The organism is Roseixanthobacter psychrophilus, assembly GCF_043195195.1.
Lineage (GTDB): Bacteria > Pseudomonadota > Alphaproteobacteria > Rhizobiales > Xanthobacteraceae > NCEH01.
On sequence record NZ_JBAFWT010000111.1, the window covers coordinates 1 to 2,282 of the forward strand.

A 2,282-nucleotide genomic window follows, 5' to 3' on the forward strand; every position below is an offset into this window, starting at 1 on the left:
GAGATCGTGCGGGAGCTGCACGTCTCGCGGAACACGGTGCGCAAGGTGCTGCGGACCGGAGCGACGGCATTCAGCTACGAGCGGGAGGTGCAGCCGCTGCCGCGGATCGGGCCCTGGCGGGAGGCCCTGGATGGGCTGCTCGCCGGCAACGAAGGGAAGCCGGCGCGGGAGCGGCTGACGCTGATCCGCATCTTCGAGGAGCTGCGCAGCCAGGGGTATGAGGGCAGCTACGATGCGCTACGCCGCTATGCCAAGGGCTGGCGGCGGGCGCAGGCGACGATGACGGCTGCGGCCTACGTGCCCCTGAGCTTCGCGCCCGGCGAGGCCTACCAGTTCGACTGGAGCCACGAGATCGTCCTGATCAACGGCACCACGGTGTCGGTGCGCGTCGCCCATGTGCGGCTGTGCCATTCGCGGATGCTGTTCGTGCGGGCCTATCCGCGCGAGACGCAGGAGATGGTGTTCGACGCCCACGATCGGGCCTTCGCCTTCTTCAAGGGCTGCTGCACGCGCGGCATCTACGACAACATGAAGACCGCGGTGGATGCGATCTTCGTGGGCAAGGAGCGGGCCTATAATCGCCGCTTCCTCCAGATGTGCAGCCACTTTCTCGTCGATCCCGTGGCCTGCACGCCGGCCTCAGGCTGGGAGAAGGGGCAGGTGGAGAACCAGGTCGGCCTGGTGCGGGAGCGCTTCTTCACCCCCCGGCTTCGGGTGAGGAGCTATGACGAGCTGAACGCCTGGCTGCTGGACCAGTGCATCGCCTATGCCAAGGCCCACTCGCACCCCGAGCGGCGGGAGGAAAGCATCTGGCATGCGTTCGAGGCCGAGCGCCCGGCCCTGGTGCCCTATGCCGGGCGGTTCGACGGCTTTCACGCCGTCCCGGCTTCCGTATCGAAGACCTGCCTGGTCCGCTTCGATAACAACCGCTACTCGGTCTGCGCCGGCGCCGTTGGGCGCCCGGTCGAGGTCCGGGCCTATGCGGAGCGGATCGAGCTGCGCCAGGACGGCCGGCCGGTCGGCTCCCACCCGCGCTGCTTCGGCCGGGACCAGACCATCTTCGACCCCTGGCACTATGTGCCGGTCCTGGCGCGCAAGCCCGGCGCCCTCAGGAACGGCGCTCCGTTCAAGGACTGGGTTCTGCCCACGAGCCTCGATCGCGTCCGGCGCAAGCTCGCCGGTGCCACCGATGGCGACCGGCAGATGGTGGACATCCTCACCAGCGTGCTGAGCGACGGGCTACCCGCGGTCGATGCAGCGTGCGCCGAAGCTCTGCACCAGGGCGTCCACTCGGCCGACGTGATCCTCAACATCCTCGCCCGGCGCCGGGAGCCTGCCGCCCCCATCACCATCGTCACGCCCGATGCCTTGCGCCTGCGCCATGCCCCGAGCGCCGACTGCTCACGATACGACCTGCTGAGGAGATCCTCATGATGGAGCGTTCCCAGATCCTCGAGGCCATGGGCGAGCTCAAGCTCTATGGCATGAAGGCCGCCTACGACGAGATCATCGCCACCGCCGTCAAACGCCAGCATGAGCCGCAGCGCATCGTCGGCGACCTTTTGTCGGCGGAGATATCCGAGAAGCAGGCCCGCTCCATCAAGTACCAGATCACCATCGCCAAGCTTCCCCTGGCCAAGGACATCGACGACTTCGTGTTCGACGACACACTCATCAACGAGACCCTGGTGCGCGACCTCGCAGGCGGCAACTTCCTCGCCCACCAGCGTAACGTCGTGCTGATCGGCGGGACCGGAACCGGCAAGACCCACCTGGCCATCGCCATCGCGCGTGCCGCCATCCGAGGCGGCGCAAGAGGGCGTTTCTTCAACGTGGTCGACCTCGTCAACAAGCTGGAGGCCGAGGCCCGATCCGGCCGCCAGGGCCGCATGGCCGACTATCTCTCCCGCAAGGACTTCATCGTCCTCGACGAACTCGGCTACCTGCCCTTCGCCCAGTCCGGCGGCCAGCTCCTGTTCCACCTCGTCAGCCGGCTCTACGAGCAGACCTCGGTCATCGTCACCACCAACCTCGCCTTCGGCGAGTGGCCGAGCGTCTTCAACGACCCCAAGATGACCACCGCGCTCCTCGATCGTCTCACCCACCACTGCGACATCGTCGAGACCGGAAACGAGAGCTGGCGCTTCAAGAACCGCGCCTGACCTCCGCCACCATTGACCCCACTGCCGCTGCGCCACACCAACGCTCCGCGGCAGTGGGGTCAATGCCCCAGGCCGGGGTCAATATTCGGTGCCGATAGGGGGTCAGGTTTCCACGCCGAT

Annotated in this window: 2 protein-coding genes; both read left to right on the forward strand. The window is 67.2% G+C overall.

Going from position 1 to position 2,282, the window contains the following annotated elements; genetic code table 11:
* The coding region (istA, locus tag V5F77_RS28585; RefSeq protein ID WP_429008439.1) for an IS21 family transposase at nt 1-1,434 on the forward strand (1,434 nt) is incomplete at its 5' end.
* Nucleotides 1,434-2,162, forward strand: a complete 729-nt coding sequence (istB, locus tag V5F77_RS28590; RefSeq protein ID WP_449317031.1) for an IS21-like element helper ATPase IstB — start codon at nt 1,434-1,436, stop codon at nt 2,160-2,162. The genes istA and istB, both read left to right, overlap by 1 nt.
* Nucleotides 2,163-2,282: the final 120 nt, after the last annotated feature.

What these genes read in the sequence shown, in the direction of transcription:
- istB (WP_449317031.1), top strand. Translation starts at nt 1,434, where the DNA reads ATGGAGCGTTCCCAGATCCTCGAGGCCATGGGCGAGCTCAAGCTCTAT.